The sequence below is a fragment of the Streptomyces sp. NPDC052023 genome (assembly GCF_044548465.1).
In the GTDB taxonomy this organism is placed as follows: domain Bacteria; phylum Actinomycetota; class Actinomycetes; order Streptomycetales; family Streptomycetaceae; genus Streptomyces.
In genome coordinates, this window is the sequence record NZ_JBIUBW010000021.1 from 1 (window position 1) to 14715 (window position 14715).

Annotated in this window: 12 protein-coding genes, 3 pseudogenes and 1 riboswitch; of the genes and pseudogenes, 8 read left to right on the forward strand and 7 right to left on the reverse strand. The window is 72.3% G+C overall.

Features of this window, described 5'->3' with window-relative positions:
* Positions 1-107: 107 nt before the first annotated feature.
* Positions 108-500, reverse strand: coding sequence for a winged helix-turn-helix transcriptional regulator (locus ACIHCM_RS30700; protein ID WP_399902923.1), 393 nt, complete (start codon positions 498-500; stop codon positions 108-110).
* Between the two features lie 101 nt (positions 501-601).
* Here ACIHCM_RS30700 and ACIHCM_RS30705 point away from each other — a divergent pair, with 101 nt between their 5' ends.
* Entirely contained in the window at positions 602-1456 is an 855-nt protein-coding gene (locus ACIHCM_RS30705) for an SDR family oxidoreductase (protein ID WP_399902926.1), read from the forward strand.
* Positions 1457-1566: 110 nt separating this feature from the next.
* Positions 1567-2583, forward strand: coding sequence for an EamA family transporter RarD (gene rarD / locus ACIHCM_RS30710; protein ID WP_399902929.1), 1017 nt, complete (start codon positions 1567-1569; stop codon positions 2581-2583).
* A gap of 80 nt (positions 2584-2663) precedes the next feature.
* Here the strand turns inward: rarD and ACIHCM_RS30715 are convergent.
* Positions 2664-3914: pseudogene (locus ACIHCM_RS30715) on the reverse strand (MFS transporter); the annotation flags it as partial.
* On the opposite strand from ACIHCM_RS30715, the gene ACIHCM_RS30720 reads away from it, so the two are divergent.
* Positions 3913-4356, forward strand: coding sequence for a winged helix-turn-helix transcriptional regulator (locus ACIHCM_RS30720; protein WP_399902931.1), 444 nt, complete (start codon positions 3913-3915; stop codon positions 4354-4356). The pseudogene ACIHCM_RS30715 and the gene ACIHCM_RS30720 sit on opposite strands and share 2 nt — an antisense overlap.
* Before the next feature lie 34 nt (positions 4357-4390).
* On the opposite strand, the pseudogene ACIHCM_RS30725 reads toward ACIHCM_RS30720, so the two are convergent.
* A pseudogene (locus ACIHCM_RS30725) lies at positions 4391-4812 on the reverse strand (ABATE domain-containing protein); the annotation flags it as partial.
* Positions 4813-4833: 21 nt separating this feature from the next.
* Here ACIHCM_RS30725 and ACIHCM_RS30730 point away from each other — a divergent pair.
* Complete coding sequence (locus tag ACIHCM_RS30730) at positions 4834-5301, forward strand: VOC family protein (RefSeq protein WP_399902934.1); 468 nt, start codon at positions 4834-4836, stop codon at positions 5299-5301.
* Between the two features lie 39 nt (positions 5302-5340).
* Here the strand turns inward: ACIHCM_RS30730 and ACIHCM_RS30735 are convergent, their stop codons facing one another.
* Positions 5341-6672 carry a tetratricopeptide repeat protein gene (locus tag ACIHCM_RS30735; protein WP_399902937.1) on the reverse strand — a complete coding sequence of 444 codons (1332 nt, stop codon included), beginning with the start codon at positions 6670-6672 and terminating at the stop codon, positions 5341-5343.
* Between the two features lie 192 nt (positions 6673-6864).
* Between ACIHCM_RS30735 and ACIHCM_RS30740 the strand changes: the two genes are divergently transcribed.
* Both ACIHCM_RS30740 and ACIHCM_RS30745 read left to right on the forward strand, forming a co-directional pair.
* A complete protein-coding gene (locus ACIHCM_RS30740) occupies positions 6865-7368 on the forward strand; it encodes a DUF6668 family protein (RefSeq protein WP_399902940.1) in 504 nt (167 codons plus the stop codon).
* A gap of 157 nt (positions 7369-7525) precedes the next feature.
* A complete protein-coding gene (locus tag ACIHCM_RS30745) occupies positions 7526-8110 on the forward strand; it encodes a flavodoxin family protein (protein WP_399902943.1) in 585 nt (194 codons plus the stop codon).
* 63 nt (positions 8111-8173) lie between these two features.
* On the opposite strand, the pseudogene ACIHCM_RS30750 reads toward ACIHCM_RS30745, so the two are convergent.
* The 3 genes and pseudogenes from ACIHCM_RS30750 to ACIHCM_RS30760 form a co-directional block, all read right to left on the reverse strand.
* Positions 8174-8555: pseudogene (locus ACIHCM_RS30750) on the reverse strand (ATP-binding cassette domain-containing protein); the annotation flags it as partial.
* Positions 8556-8722: 167 nt separating this feature from the next.
* On the reverse strand, positions 8723-9940 hold the full coding sequence (locus ACIHCM_RS30755; RefSeq protein WP_399902945.1) for an outer membrane lipoprotein carrier protein LolA: 1218 nt from the start codon (positions 9938-9940) through the stop codon (positions 8723-8725).
* Positions 9941-10320: 380 nt separating this feature from the next.
* On the reverse strand, positions 10321-11331 hold the full coding sequence (locus ACIHCM_RS30760) for a polyprenyl synthetase family protein (RefSeq protein ID WP_399902947.1): 1011 nt from the start codon (positions 11329-11331) through the stop codon (positions 10321-10323).
* 207 nt (positions 11332-11538) lie between these two features.
* On the opposite strand from ACIHCM_RS30760, the gene ACIHCM_RS30765 reads away from it, so the two are divergent.
* Both ACIHCM_RS30765 and ACIHCM_RS30770 read left to right on the forward strand, forming a co-directional pair.
* Positions 11539-12237: a hypothetical protein gene (locus ACIHCM_RS30765; protein ID WP_399902950.1), complete on the forward strand. Its 699-nt coding sequence runs from the start codon at positions 11539-11541 to the stop codon at positions 12235-12237.
* 22 nt (positions 12238-12259) lie between these two features.
* Positions 12260-14254 carry a CocE/NonD family hydrolase gene (locus ACIHCM_RS30770; protein ID WP_399902953.1) on the forward strand — a complete coding sequence of 665 codons (1995 nt, stop codon included), beginning with the start codon at positions 12260-12262 and terminating at the stop codon, positions 14252-14254.
* A gap of 281 nt (positions 14255-14535) precedes the next feature.
* Positions 14536-14713: riboswitch (cyclic di-AMP (ydaO/yuaA leader) on the forward strand.
* Positions 14714-14715: the final 2 nt, after the last annotated feature.

Sequence of the window (14715 nt, forward strand, 5' to 3'; positions counted from 1 at the left end):
CGCCGCCGTCGAACAGAGCGGCAAGGGCGACCTCGCCGCACTCCTCGCCGGCGGCGACACCTGGACCGTCGTCGGCTGAACCCCGCGACAGACGCACAGGCCCGGGCTCAGGCCCGGGCCTCGTCGTATGCCTCGCGCGCCTGCTCGACCTCCCCCATCCGCCGCTCGGTCCACAGCGCCAGCGCCCGCACCTGCTCCGCGGCCTCGCGGCCGAGCTCGGTCAGGGAGTAGTCGACGCGGGGCGGGATCACGGGTTGCGCGACGCGGTGAACGAACCCGTCCCGCTCCAGGGTCTGCAGTGTCTGGGTGAGCATCTTCTCGCTCACCTGCCGGATCTCGCCGATCGCCCGGCGCAGCTCGCTGAACCGGTGCGGGCGCTCCAGGAGCCGGATCAGCACCAGCACGCCCCAGCGGCTGGTGACGTGCTCCAGAACCAGCCGGTACGGGCACATGGCCTCGCCGTCGGGCCTGCCTGCGGGCTCCCTCACACTCTCTGCCATGTGGGTACCTTACTTCAAAGTGGGTACTTTCCAGCAGTTAGTGCCCCTCCTAGGGTGAGTGGCAACCCCTGCCACATGCACGCGTATGGAGGAAACCCACCATGGGCATCGTCATCACCGGAGCCACCGGACACCTCGGCCGCCATGTCGTCGAGCAGCTGCTGCGGAAGGTCCCGGCCCACGGGATCACCGCCGTCGCCCGGGACGCGGAGAAGGCCCGCGGCCTCGCGGAACGAGGAGTGCGGATCGCGCTCGCCGACTACAACGCGCCCGCGACGTTCGACACCCTGTTCTCCGCCGGCGACAAGGTGCTGCTCATCTCCGGCAACGAGTTCGACAAGGACCGCGTGGCCCAGCACCAGGTCGTGATCGATGCCGCGAAGGCGGCCGGGGTGGCGCTGCTCGCGTACACGAGCGCGCCCGGCAGCCTGACGGCCGCGCTCGCCGACGACCACCGCGCCACCGAGGCGGCGGTGCTGGCGTCGGGCTTGCCGTACGTGCTGCTGCGCAACGGCTGGTACCACGAGAACTACACCGAGAACCTCGCCCCTGTGCTGGAGCACGACGCGGTCGTCTCGGCCGCCGGCGAGGGCCGGGTCGCCTCCGCCTCGCGCGCGGACTTCGCGGCCGCCGCCGTGGCGGTGCTGACCGGCGAGGGGCACGAGAACAGGACGTACGAGCTGAGCGGCGACGAGGCGTGGAGCTTCGCGGAGTACGCGGCCGAGCTGAGCCGGCAGACCGGCAGGGAGATCGCGTACAAGCCGGTGCCGTTGGAGACCTACCAGGGCATTCTGACCGGCGCCGGCCTGCCCGAGCCGATCGCCGCGATCCTGGCCGGGGTGGACGTGTCCATCGCGAAGGGTGAGCTGGCCGTGCGCACCGGCGACCTCTCCCGCCTGGCCGGGCGCCCGGCCACACCGCTCTCCGAGGCGATCGCCACCGCACTCGAGGGCTGACCTGGCACCGCCGGTCCCGGCCGTCATGACCGTATGGCGATACGGCCATGACAGGCGGGCCCGGTCGGCGCTACCTTCGTGCGGTGGGCTGGAGCGCGAAGGAGGAACCGGTGTCCGGAAAGTCGAGGGGCGAGAGCCGCATAGGCCTGCTGAACGGCATCGCGGCCTATGGGATGTGGGGCCTCGTTCCCCTGTTCTGGCCGCTGCTGAAGCCCGCCGGCTCGGTGGAGATCCTCGCCCACCGGATGGTCTGGTCACTCGCCGTCGTCGCCGTCGCGCTGTTCTTCGTCCGCCGCTGGGGCTGGGCCGGGGAACTGCTGCGGCAGCCGCGGCGCCTCGGGCTCATCACCGTCGCCGCGACCGTCATCACCGTCAACTGGGGCGTCTACATCTGGGCCGTGAACAACGGTCAGGTCGTCGAGGCGTCCCTCGGCTACTTCATCAACCCGCTGGTCACCATCGCGATGGGCGTGCTGCTGCTGAAGGAGCGGCTGCGGCCCGTGCAGTGGGCGGCGGTCGGGATCGGCTTCGCGGCCGTGCTCGTCCTCGCCCTCGGCCACGGCCGCCCGCCGTGGGTCTCGCTCGTCCTCGCGTTCTCCTTCGCCACCTACGGCCTCGTGAAGAAGAAGGTGAACCTCAGCGGGCTCGAGTCGCTGACTGCGGAGACGGCGGTCCAGTTCCTGCCCGCGCTCGGCTATCTGGTGTGGCTGAGCACGCACGGCGAGTCGACCTTCCACACCGAGGGCGCCGGGCACGCGGCGCTGCTCGCCGCGACCGGAGTCGTGACCGCGCTTCCGCTGGTCTGCTTCGGCGCGGCCGCGATCCGCGTGCCCCTGTCGACGCTGGGGCTGCTGCAGTACCTGGCCCCGGTGTTCCAGTTCGCGCTGGGCGTCCTCTACTTCCGTGAGGCCATGCCGCCCGAGCGCTGGGCCGGGTTCGCACTGGTCTGGCTGGCGCTGACGCTGCTCACCTGGGACGCCCTGCGGACCGCGCGCCGGGCGGCCCGTGCGCTGAAGGCCGAGAGGATCAAGCCGGCCACCACCATCGCGACCGGCACCGTCAGCGCCGCGCGGAAGGCGGAGAGCGTGGCCTCCGGGCCCGAGGCGGTCGTCGACGCCAAGCCGTAGACGGCGGTCACCGCAGAGATTCCGATCGCCGACCCGAACTGCGTCGCGGTGTTCAGCAGCCCGCTCGCCAGGCCCTGCTCCTGCTCCGCGACGCCGTCCGTCGCCGCGATGGTCAACGGCCCGTAGGCCAGCGCGAACGCGGTGCCCGCGATGATCAGCGCCGGGAACATGGCGGCGTACGACCAGTCCATCCCGACCGGCAGGAACAGCCCGTACGCGACGACCGCCAGCACGAAGCCGCCGAGGATCACGCGGGCGTTGCCGAAGCGGGCGACCAGTTTCGGGGTGAGCGTCGGGGCGAGGACCGCGTCGCAGCCCATGACGACCAGCGCGATCGCGGTCTGCAGTGACGACCAGCCGCGCAGTTCCTGAAGGTACAGCGTCACCACGAACTGGAATCCGAAGAAGGCGCCGACGAAGAGCAGCGCCCCGAGATCCGCGCGCACCACGGAGCCCTTGCGCAGGATGCCGAGCCGGACCAGTGGCGCCGTGGCCCGCCGTTCGACGGCGACGAAGGTGACCGCCAGCGCGGACGCGGCAAGCGCCGCCACGGCGGTGAGCGGCCAGTCGCGCAGTCCGTGTTCCAGCCGTACGACGGTGTAGGCGGCCAGCAGCATGGCGCCGGCGGCGGTGACCGCGCCGAGCAGGTCGAAGCCGCGTCCGTCGCGTGGCACCACGGCCGGCGCGGGCACCAGGCGGACCGCCGCGACCAGCAGCGCGCCCGCCAGCAGCACCGGGGCGAAGAACACCCATCGCCAGCCGATCGCGGTGAGCAGCCCGCCGATGACCAGGCCCAGGGAGAAGCCGCCGGCCGCGGTGCCCGCGAACACCAGCAGGGCCTTGTTGCGCTGCGGGCCTTCCTCGTAGGAGGTGGTGATCAGGGACAGCGCGGCCGGGGTCATGAACGCCGCCGCGACGCCGGTGACGAACCGCGCCAGGACGAGCATCCACCCGTCGGTGGCGAATCCGCCGAGCCCGGAGAAGACCAGGAAGACGGTCAGCCAGATCAGGAACATCCGGCGGCGGCCGAGCAGGTCCGCGGCCCGTCCGCCGAGCAGGGTGAAGCCGGCGTACCCGAGGACGTACGCGCTCATCACCCAGGCCGCGGTGCCCGTCGACAGCGCGAGGTCGGCTCTGATCGTCGGGATCGCGACGGCCATCATCGCGACGTCGATGCCCTCCAGAAAGATCGTTCCGCACAGCACGAGCAGCAGAGCCCAGGCGCGGGTGCCCATGGCAACACTCCAGGAGTAGACGGGGGGTCGGTTACCGGAGTGAGGGTCGGTTCCCTCTTGTAACCATGGCCAGCCTGCGGCAGACTCGGCAGACATGGAAGTAGGCACTTCTAAGTCACCGAGTAACTGCGAGAGCACCGTGGACTACGGCGACGCCGACCCCTTCCAGTGGGACACCCGCGAGGGCTGCGAGGTGCGGCAGATCCTGGACCGGGTCGCCGACAAGTGGTCGCTGCTCGTCATCGCCCTCCTGGAGAACCGCAAGCTCCGCTTCACCGAGCTGCGCCGCGAGATCGACGGCGTCAGCCAGCGCATGCTGACGGTCACGCTGCGCCAGCTGGAGCGGGACGGCCTGGTCACGCGCACGGTCCATCCCGTCGTACCGCCGCGCGTCGAGTACGAGCTCACCCCCCTGGGCGCCACCCTGCACGCCACGATCCAGTCCCTGGTGACATGGACGGAGGAGCATCAGCGGGAGATCGCGGCGGCGCGGGCGGCCTACGACGCACGGGAGACGCGGGCCGCCGAGGCCGGGTAGGACCTGCTCTACTGGACGGTCCTCCGGGCGCGGTGGAGCCGGTGGCGCCCGGGACCCACGCGCGGGTGCCGTCCGGCGCGAGGCGGGCGGCGAGCGAGGGCGGGGCGGCGGCCGCGTTGCCGACATCCAGGTGGCGGGGTGTGAGCGGGCGGCCGTGGGCGCGCTCCGCGGTGATCACGGTCAGGGCGTCGCGCAGGCCACGGGCGCGCGCGAGTTCCTCCTTGGCGACGGTGAGGCCGAGTCCGCCGGCAGCCGGCTGCGTTCGGCCCAGGTGACCAGGTCGGCGGGCCGGTGCAGCGCCTCGTGACGCGCCAGGGCGCCCGGGCCGCCGGTGGTGAGCAGTTCCAGACAGCGCGCGCCGGGATCGAAGCGGTAGGGCCTGCCCGCGTACGAGATCAGGGTCGGCCCGGGTGACGCCGCCCGCGGAACCGGCGCTTCCCATGGACGCTCACTCATGCAACCAATATCAGTGGTCACATGACCGAAAAGGCATCCACTCCCGTGCACTGGAAGCTCGTCATCGACGCCGCCGATCCGCACGCGCAGGCCGACTTCTGGGCCGCCGCGCTCGGCTACGAGGTCGAGGACAACAGCGCCCTGATCGAACGGCTGCTCCAGCTCGGCGCGCTCCCGGTCGCCGCCACCGTGGACTTCCACGGGCGTCCGGCCTTCCGGGACCTGGTCGCCGTACGGCATCCGGACGATCCGTACGAAGAGGAGAGCGGTACCGGGCTGGGGCGCCGGCTGCTGTTCCAGCGCGTTCCCGAGTCCAAGACCGGCAAGAACCGGCTCCACCTGGACCTGCACCCCGGCGAGGGGCGCCGGGCGGACGAGGTGGAGCGGTTGCGAGGCCTGGGAGCGACTTCGGTGCGGGAGGTCAAGGAGGCCGGTGGGGAATGGGTGGGAATGACCGACCCGGAGGGGAACGAGTTCTGCGTGCAGTAGGCCCGGCCCCGGATCGCGGACGGTCGCTGCGGGTGCCGCTCAGCCGCCGGAGGCCCGGCCCGCCCGCGCGGCGAGCCGGTCCATGCGGGCGCGGGCGGATTCGAGCTCCTCCACGTCGTCGGCGGCCGGGCCGGCCTCGGCGGCCAACTCGGTCCACAGACCGAGCAGTTCGTTCCCCAGCTCCAGGCCGAGCTCGGGGTCGCGCACGGCCCGCCAGGCCGTGGCCGCGCTGTACACGTTTCCGTAGGCGCCCTCCGCGTCGTGCGCACGACGGTGACTACGGGCCACGTCCAGGGAGAGCCGGAAGGCACGGACCGGGTCGGCCGCCAGGTAGGCGACGTACGCGGTGAGTTCGAGCAGCCGGAGCAGTTCGGGATGGCCGGGCGGCAGGCCCGACGACGCCTCGCCGACGGCCTGCTCCGCGAGAGCCGCCGCCGTCTCTATACGCCCCGCCTTCACGGCTTCGCCGATGCGGGCCGTGGGCCCGGCGAGCAGGGGGGAGGCGGGGCTCGCACCCTCGTCATCCGGTCCGAGGATGGCCTCGGCGACCGCGTCGAAGCCGCGGGGCGGGGTGGGCTTGGGGTCCGGATCCAGGTCCGCCGCAGCGAGCGGTTCCGGATGCGGCCTCGCGTCCATGACGGGCGGCGGCCCGAACTCGCCCAGAGGCTGCGGCTCCTGGATCGCCCGCAGCCGGAAGGTCGGCGCGGAGGCGGGCCCGGCCGCGGAGGCCGGCGGCGTACGCAGCACGTGCGTGGCGCTGTCCTGCGGCGTCTGGGCCGGGGGCTGTGCGGGCACCTGGTCCGTGGGGGCCGCCTGCGGCGGGTGAGGCGACGCGGGGGCAGGGGCAGACGCCGGCGGCCGATGGGGCGAAGCCGGGGCAGCCGCCTGCGGCGAGTGCGGCGGCGCGGGCCGCGGCGGCGGGGGTACGGCTTCCTGCGCCGAACCCGTCGCACGTGGCGCGTCGCGCTGTGCCTGACCCACCGGCGCGGTGCGCGGCGGCGTGGGTGCGGCTTCCCCCGCCGACCCCGGCGGCACCGGTACGGCTTCTCCCGCGCCGCTCGTCGGCACCGGCTCCGCCGTGAAGCAACTGGACCCGTCCGGGTGAACCTCGAGCGGTACGACGTAGCCGATCCGTTCGTCGTGAACCGTGGCGAGGACGGGACGGCCGGTGGCGAGGGCGATGCGATGGAGGTGGTTCAGGACCGTCTGCTGGAGCTCCTCGCCGGGCGCCGGGAAGACCGGGACGCCGCCGATCGAGGCGCCGGCGGTGCCGGCGGCGCCCGGTCCGGCGCCGGGCACGCGGACGTCGATCACCGCTCCCCCGCTCCCGTACTGCTGTTCCCGCTTCTTCTCGCGGCCTGGTCGAGACATCGGTTTCCTCACTCGCCGGGGTCCACGCCTCGGCGGACCCTACCGTCGAGTCTCACCGCTTTCGCCCGATACACGCGTCACCGGGGCGTCACAGCATCGTCCCAAGACCCGGCACCCCCGTCACGGAGCCCTCCGGCGTCCAGCGAAGATCGGTGGACGGCGATCGCCGGCCGACGACGGAGAGGAGCGGGCATGCGGACGGGTACGCGACAGGGACCGGAGATCTGGATCCGCGGCCCGGTGGCCGCGGCGCCGGCACCGGACCCCTCCCCCGTCTCCTCCCGCACGGTCCGGCGCTTCTCCTGGGTCGGCACGCACGGCGGGGCCGGAGTCTCGACACTGGCCACGGTGTACGGCGGTCAGGACTGCGCACGCGCCTGGCCCGGCGCGGACGATCCGCAGTCGGTACTGCTCGTCGCCCGCACGCACGCGACCGGACTGGCCTGCGCCATCCACGCCCTGGAGCTCTTCCGTCGTGGGGAGGCTCCGGTCGGGCTCGACCTGGACGCCGTCGTCCTGGTCTCCGACGCTCCGGGCCGGCTGCCACGGCCCCTCGCCCAGCGGATCAAGCTGATCGAGTCGGTCATCGACGTGTACCGGGTGCCGTGGGTTCCGGCGTGGCGGCTCGGCGACCTGAGCGGACGGCCGCCCCGCGGGACTGAGGCTCTGGTCCGGCTGACAGCGGCGGCCGGCTGAGGGACACGCCGACGGAGGCCTCCGCTCGGACTCGGCCGCGTCGCTCTTCATCGTGGGCGCCTCCCTGGACACTGGACGCGATCTGCATGCGTGTGCATATACTGCACAAGCGCTTAATCGTCGTACGCCGCACATCCCGGAATCCCTGGGGGACACCATGACCCGACGCTTCCTCTTCGTCCTGGGCAGCAGCCGCAGCGACGGCAACACCGAACTGCTGGCCCGCGCGGCCGCCGATCAGCTCCCCGCCGACGTGGAACAGCAGTGGATCGACCTCGCCGCGCACCCGCTGCCCGACTTCGAGGACCTCCGGCACGACAACGACCACGTCCGCCCCACGGAGGGCGAGGTCGCGCTGCTGCTCGACGCCACGCTCGCCGCGACGGACATCGTGATCGCCTCCCCGCTCTACTGGTACTCGGTGTCCGCACACGTCAAGCGGTACCTCGACTACTGGTCGGGCTGGCTGCGCACGCCCGGCCTCGACTTCAAGGCGACGCTGGCCGACCGCACGCTCTGGGGCGTCACCGCGCTCGCGCACGAGGAGGCCGAGGTCGCCGGCCCGCTGATCGGCACCCTCAGCAACTCGGCCGCCTACATGGGGATGCGCTTCGGCGGAGTCCTGCTCGGCAACGGCAGCAAGCCCGGTGACGTACTGAAGGACACCGAGGCCCTCACCCGCGCCAAGACGTTCTTCGCGCAGGAGGCGCCGCTCGCCCGGTTCCCGTACGAGGCCGCGTAGCGCCCGCGGCTACGCGGTGATGTCCTTCGCCGTGAACCGCGCCCATGCCGCCGAGTACGCCTACGCCCGCTTGCCGGCCGCCGCCGGCAGCCCGACCCTGTCCAGCGCGGCGGCGACGCGGGCACGCCGGGTGCGGGGGTCGGCGGACGGGTCGGCGGCGTCGTACCTCAGGAGGTTGTCGCGTCCGGAGAGGAAGCCGTACAGGGCCGGACCCTCGATGAGGGCGCCCACGTGCGGGAGCACGGCGCGCGGGGCACGGGGCGCCCCAGCACGTGCGCCGTGCCCGACGTGGGCTCGATCAGGCCCATCAGCATGCGGATGGTCGTGGTCTTGCCGGAGCCGTTCGGACCGCGGAGCCGAAGACACTGCCCGCCGGCACCGTCAGGTCGAGACCGTCGACCGCGAGCTGTCCGCCGCGGTAGCGCTTGGTGAGCGCGCGGCTCACCTGCGGCGTCCCGCGAACCCATGCCCCGGCGCCGACTCCGGGCTCTCGTCCCGGAGTCGGCGCCGATCCGGCTCACTTTCCCGGCCGGGCGGTCACCCGGCTCAGCTCCCGGGCTTGGCACTCACCCGGCTCACCGGCTCACCCGCCGGGCCTGGCACTCATCCGGCTCACTTCCCGGAGTCGGCCGCCTTCACCAGCGCGTCCTTGGTGACCGCGCCGACGTAGACCTTGCCGTCGTCCGTGATCAGGGCGTTCACCAGGCGCGTCTTGAAGACCGTGCCCGAGCCGAACTTGCCCTTCACCTCGTCACCCAGCGAACCCAGGAAGCCGCCCGCGGCACCCAGCTCGCCCATGTCACCGCGTCCTGCGCCGGAGGCCGCGCCCTCGGCACCCGAGTCGAGGACCGCGACGGAGGTCCAGCCCTCCCCTATGACGTTCAGCCCTTCGAGGCCCTCGGCGAGCTCCTTCTCCTCGGGGCGCTGCGAGCGCTCCGGCGCCTCCACGCTGCCCTCCTCGGTCACCTTCGCGCCCTTGGGCGGGGTGAAGTCGAAGGTCGACGCGGCGGGCTTGTCGAAGCTGACCTGCGTGAAGCCCGCGTCCACCACGGCGGCGCCGCCGCTCGCCGGGGTCAGCGTGAACTTCAGCGGGGTCCCGGTCTCGGCGTCCACCGCCACGCTGATCGCGCCCACCGTGGAACCGGACTGCTTCGGCTCGATGACCAGCTTGTAAGCGTCACGCCCCGCCACCTGCGCGGTGCCGTCGACCGTCACGGACGTGGTGTCGTCGACCGCCTTCAGCGCCTCGTCGGTCAGGTCCTCGGGCGTGGCCGGGACCTTCTCCTCGCGCCGCTCGGTGCCCTCGGCCGCGGTGCCGTGGTAGACCTCGTTGGACGCGCTGTCGTAGCCCCAGACATCCTTGCCGTTGTGGATCAAGCTGTACTCGGCGGCGTCCTCCAGCAGCGACACCTTCTGCCTGTCGGGGCCGTCGGCCGCGACGCGCAGGGTGTGCGTGCCGGAGGCCAGCTCGGTCAGCTTGGCCGACGGGTCGGCGGAAGAGCCCTCCCCGCCGGACGGGCTCGCGCCGGACATCAGGTCGCCCTCGAGACCGCCCAGATCGGGCAGTCCCAGATCGGTGCTGATCTTCACCGTGCCGGACAGCTGCTGCACGTCCGACGCGGCCATCTTCTCCAGGAGTTCCTGCGCGGTGATCTTCGGCAGGTCGGGGCTGCCGGAGTCGGCGAGCGCGGGGACGAGCCCGATGGTGCCCGCCGCGAGCCCCAGGACCGCCGCCGGGACGACGTAGCGGGTGGCCTTGCGCCGGCGTGCCGCGCGCTGCTCGTCCGCGTCGGCCACGGCCGTGGTGTCGTCGGATTCGTACGGTGCCATGTGTGCCTTACCTCCGTCGTCGGCGGCGGCTGTCTCGTCGCGTCCTCGCATTGGTCCCACCTGAGCCGCCGTTCTCACCCGGTCGGTGAGGAGTGGTGTGTTCCGTCTTCTCCATATGACCAAATCCGGCGGCATGAAGCGTCAGACCGGGGAGCCAACTCCGCGTACTGCTGGGGTATGACACGACACGGCGGCATCTCCCCCGACCCGTAGGGGTACGACGGGGAGTCACAAGTACTACGGGGGTGCCGCGGCCGGACGGCCCGGCCCTCGACGCCCGGAACGGCGACCGGCGAGAGGGCACCGGTCCCAGGTGAAGGGCCTTCAGCCCGCAGCCCTCAGCCCATGCCGCGGCCGGACCACGAGCCTCCGGGGCGGAACTACCCGGCCCGGTGCACCACGGCGTCGCACAGTTCCGTCAGCGCCGCCTTCGCGTCGCACTCGGGCAGCGGGGCGAGGGCCGCCCGCGCCTCCTCCGCGAACCGGACGGTGTCCCGCCGCGCCTGCTCCAGCGCCGGATGCGCACGCAACGCGGCCAGCGCCTCCGCGTGCCGGGCGTCGTCGGTGAGGTCCGAGGCGAGCAGCTCGCACAGCGCGACGTCCTCGGCGAGTCCCAGCCGCGCGGCCCGCTCCCGCAGTCGCAGCACGGGCATCGTCGGGATGCCCTCCCGGAGATCCGTGCCCGGCGTCTTGCCGGACTCGTGCGAGTCGGAGGCGATGTCCAGTACGTCGTCCGCGAGCTGGAAGGCGACGCCCAGCCGCTCCCCGTACTGGGTGAGCACGTCCACCACCGACTCGTCGGCGCCGGACATCATCGCGCCGAACCGGCACGACACCGCCACGAGCGATCCCGTCTTGCCGGCGAGCACGTCGAGGTAGTGCTCGACCGGGTCCCGGCCGTCCGACGGCCCCGCGGTCTCCAGGATCTGACCGGTCACCAGCCGTTCGAACGCCTCGGCCTGCACCCGTACCGCCTCGGGCCCGAGGTCGGCCAGGATGTGCGAGGCGCGGGCGAACAGGAAGTCTCCGGTGAGGACGGCGACGGAGTTGCCCCAGCGGACGTTCGCGCTCGGCACCCCGCGCCGTACCGCGGCCTCGTCCATCACGTCGTCGTGGTAGAGCGTCGCGAGGTGCGTCAGCTCCACCACCACCGCGGAGGGCACGATTCCGGGCGCGTACGGGTCGCCGAACCGGGCGGCGAGCATCACGAGCAGCGGCCGGAACCGCTTCCCGCCGGCGCGCACCAGATGCTGCGCGGCCTCCGTGATGAACGGGACCTCGCTCTTGGTGGCTTCGAGCAACCCTTCCTCGACAGCCGCCAATCCGGCCTGGACATCGGCTTCCAGAGCCTGGTCCCGCACGCTCAGCCCGAACGGCCCGACGACGGTCACGAGGGGTCTCCTGTCTGCTGGTGTCTACTGGCGATTACGCGGAATGTCGATAGGTCGCTGCCTTCACTCAAGTCAGCGTATCCGGTCACGTTTCGATCACCGAGGCCGCCCACCGTTACACCTCAGGCGGTATCGGATCACGGCGGGTATGTTTTTGATCAGTTGATATGAGCAGATATTTATCGACTTAGCCGGAAGAGGTGACCCTTGCCCCGCACCGCCGTCGCCACCGGACCTGAGAGCCTGCCGCCGTCCGGCGACGGCCGCGCCTTCCCCGGCCTCCACCGCGCCGTGCCCTGGGGCGCCGTCCTGATCGCCTTTGGGCTCTACGCCACGGCCGTCCCCGCCGCGGCCGTGACCTGGGCGGGCCTCGGCCTGGTCGGCGCGAGCACCGGGCTCCTCACGCCCCACGTGGCCACCGTGACCGGCTTCCCCCTCCGCTGGGCCACCAGCATCGGCGCCGTCGCGGGCCCGGTGGTCACGGGCCGGCACCGGGGCCGGTACCGGGGCCTCTCGGCTCCCGCGATCGGCATGACGTTCGGCCTCGTCCAGTACGTCACCTGCCGCCGTCACCTGGCCGGGCGTAAACGCGCGACGGAGTTCGCGCTTCCGTCGCGGGCGATACGCCGCGCCGTCCGCCTGGTCACCACAGGGCCGGCTCCCGCCGCCGCTCTCGCGGTGCCGTTCGCGGCAGCACACGCGCTGCCCGGGGGCCTCATCGTCGGCCTGCGCACGCTGGTGTCGATCGCGACGGGCGTGGCCCTCGGCGGCCTGCCCTTCCTCCTGATGGCCCACTCCTTCCGCCCCGCCCGGTCCGGCACCGACGGCGCGATCACCGTCGCCCCCGGCCTGGCGGAGCCGGTCGCAGGACCCCGGCCGCGCCGCACGACGCTCCCGGTCCACTGAAGCCATCCCTGGGGTCACGCTCATGCGCATCCGTACGTCCTTCCCCTACGAGACGACTCATCAGGACCTCCGTATCCCGCTGCCCGACGGAACCCGGTTGTACGCGCGCGTGTGGCGCCCGATCACCGGCGAGCCCGTACCGGCGCTCCTGGAGTACCTCCCGTACCGCCTGACCGACTGGACCGCGCCCCGCGACCATCAGCGCCACCCCTGGTACGCCGGCCACGGCTACGCCTCCGTCCGCGTCGACGTGCGCGGGCACGGCAACAGCGAGGATGTCCCGACGGACGCGTTTTCCGCGACCGAACTGGCCGACGGGGTCGAGGTGGTGAACTGGCTGGCCGCGCAACCCTGGTGCGACGGCAAGGTCGGGATGTTCGGCATCTCCTGGGGCGGCTTCAACTCCCTCCGGATCGCGGCCCTCGCGCCCGAGCCGCTCAAGGCGATCGTCGCGGTCTGCTCCGCGGACGACCGTTACGACAACGACGTGCACTACATGGGAGGTTCCGTCCTCGCCGCCGGCATGCACGCGTGGGCGGCGGCCATGCTCGCCTTCGCCTGCCGCCCGCCCGACCCGCACCATGTCGGCGATGCCTGGCGGGAGATGTGGCTGCGGCGCCTCGAAGAGGTCGAGCCCTTCGTCCACACCTGGCTCGCCCACCAAGGACGCGACGACTACTGGCGGCAGGGCGGCGCCGGCGAGGACTACGGCGCCGTCGGAGCCGCGGTGCTGGCGGTGGGCGGCTGGCACGACCCCTACCGCGACAGCGTGCTCCGCCTGGTCGAGCGCCTCCCGGCGGACCGCGTCCGCGGCCTCATCGGCCCCTGGTCGCACCAGTACCCCGACCGCGGCATGCCGCCCGGCACGGCGATCGGCTTCCTCCAGGAGACCCTGCGCTGGTGGGACCACTGGCTGAAGGGCGAGGACACCGGCGCGATGTCCGAGCCGCTGCTGCGGTCCTACGTCATGGACGCGCATCCCCCGGCCCCCGGGTACGAGACGCTGCCCGGCCGCTGGGTCGGCGAGCCCGCATGGCCCTCACCCCATGTGACGACGGTCACGTACGCCCTGCGGGGCGAGCCCGTGCTCGTCCGGTCGCCCCAGCACACCGGCGTCGACGCGGGGCGCTTCGTCCCGTCCGGGGGCGAGGCCGACCTGCCGCCGGACCAGCGGGAGGAGGACGCGCGCGGGGCAAGCTTCGACTTCGCGGTGCCGGAGGAGACGTGGGTGCTGGGGCGGCCGCGGGTACGGCTGCGGCTGACCTCGCAGGTGCCGCGCGGGCAGGTCGTCGCGCGCGTGTGCGACGTGGCGCCGGACGGCTCCTCGACCCTGGTGACACGGGGCGTGATCAACCTCTCCGCGCGCGAGGGGCGTGACCGGGTCACGCCGTGGGTCCCAGGGGCCACCGGGGACGTCACCTTCGAGCTCAGCGGCATCGGGTACGCCTTCCCACCCGGCCACCGCATCCGCCTCGCCGTCTCCTGTGCGTACTGGCCCTGGATCTGGCCCCAGCCGGACTCGTCAGCCGGCTTCACCCTGGACCCCTCCGGCAGCGCCCTCGAACTGCCGGTACGCGCGCGTGCCGTGGGCCCACCGCTCACCTTCGGCGAACCGGAGCAGTACGGGCCGCTCGGCGTCGCCCAGCCGGCCACGCTCGACGAACCGCGCCCGGAGCGGCTGGTCGTGCGGGACGTGGCCAAAGGCGAGTGGCGGCTGGAGGTCGACCCGCGCTGCGGCGGCACGCGCATGCACCCCGACGGGCTGGAGTACACCGAGGACGCGCTGGAGACGTACACCGTCCGTGAGGACGATCCGCTGTCGGCCCGCACCCGCTCGGACTGGTCGATCCGGCTGCACCGCCCGGAGTTCGCCTGGGACACGACGATCCGCACACGGTCGGAGATCGCCTGCACGGCGGAATATTTTTTGACCTCGAATGAGGTGATTTGCACCGATGGCGCAGAAGTGGTCTTCCACCGCACCTGGGAAGAGCGAATTCCACGGACCGCCGGTTAACTAGGACTTGGGCCTATTGCCCGATTTGCCATTCTTCTGCTCGCGCGTGACTTGGCTCACTCGGACGCCTTCACGATTTCCTTACAGAGGTCCCGCGACCTGCCTTTGCGCACAACCGAGTTGACCGTTGCCGGACGCGAAGGATCAAGGGCGCCAAACAGGCAATTCGAAGATCAAATCCCGCGATATGTGAAATCGCCACTTGTTTCGGACATGTGCTCTCGCATACGTTCCCGGCCAGTCGGGCGGAACGCCGAATCCTGCCGCCGCCCGAGCCACCCATGACGGACTCACTCACCGCACGGCAGGAGCGGGGGACCCAGGTGGATTGCCGGACCGGAGGCCGTACAGCACGGCACACCGGAACGGCTCGGGGTGAAGTCGCACTCGCAAGAGGCGGCCGGGCACCTCCCCGCCCGAACCCGACAGCTCACCTCGCAGGCGCCGGAGAGGACAGTCCC

Excerpts from the sequence above, each read along its gene's own strand:
- ACIHCM_RS30740 (WP_399902940.1), top strand. The coding sequence starts at position 6,865 with ATGCGGACGGGTACGCGACAGGGACCGGAGATCTGGATCCGCGGCCCG.
- ACIHCM_RS30705 (WP_399902926.1), top strand. The coding sequence starts at position 602 with ATGGGCATCGTCATCACCGGAGCCACCGGACACCTCGGCCGCCATGTC.
- ACIHCM_RS30720 (WP_399902931.1), top strand. The coding sequence starts at position 3,913 with ATGGAAGTAGGCACTTCTAAGTCACCGAGTAACTGCGAGAGCACCGTG.
- ACIHCM_RS30735 (WP_399902937.1), bottom strand. The coding sequence starts at position 6,672 with ATGTCTCGACCAGGCCGCGAGAAGAAGCGGGAACAGCAGTACGGGAGC.
- ACIHCM_RS30755 (WP_399902945.1), bottom strand. The coding sequence starts at position 9,940 with ATGGCACCGTACGAATCCGACGACACCACGGCCGTGGCCGACGCGGAC.
- ACIHCM_RS30770 (WP_399902953.1), top strand. The coding sequence starts at position 12,260 with ATGCGCATCCGTACGTCCTTCCCCTACGAGACGACTCATCAGGACCTC.
- ACIHCM_RS30730 (WP_399902934.1), top strand. The coding sequence starts at position 4,834 with ATGACCGAAAAGGCATCCACTCCCGTGCACTGGAAGCTCGTCATCGAC.
- ACIHCM_RS30745 (WP_399902943.1), top strand. The coding sequence starts at position 7,526 with ATGACCCGACGCTTCCTCTTCGTCCTGGGCAGCAGCCGCAGCGACGGC.
- ACIHCM_RS30700 (WP_399902923.1), bottom strand. The coding sequence starts at position 500 with ATGGCAGAGAGTGTGAGGGAGCCCGCAGGCAGGCCCGACGGCGAGGCC.